Origin of the sequence: Halorubrum sp. GN12_10-3_MGM (assembly GCF_005435235.1) — an archaeon.
Lineage (GTDB): Archaea > Halobacteriota > Halobacteria > Halobacteriales > Haloferacaceae > Halorubrum > Halorubrum ezzemoulense.
Genome location: NZ_SGUB01000085.1, coordinates 1 through 242 on the forward strand (window position 1 = coordinate 1; position 242 = coordinate 242).

Sequence of the window (242 nt, forward strand, 5' to 3'; positions counted from 1 at the left end):
CAGTGCGCGACGAGCCGCCGCGAGAACGGCTGTTTCGCGGCGGCTCTTGACCTTTGTAACCAGAACAGACTTTGCCAGATTCGTCGACCTGTGTCGGTCCATCGACGGTCTGATTAAACAGTTCCCAGGTGAGGGGGAAGCCGCGCTGAACCGCGGCTTCCGCCTCCCGAATCGCTGTGTGAATGGTTTTGTAAGCACGACCGAGCAGCGGCGCAATCTGGTTGATGCTCAGCAGTGTATCT

Annotated in this window: 1 pseudogene; it reads right to left on the reverse strand. The window is 58.7% G+C overall.

Features of this window, described 5'->3' with window-relative positions:
• A pseudogene (locus tag EXE47_RS18345) lies at positions 1–242 on the reverse strand (IS1595 family transposase); the annotation flags it as partial.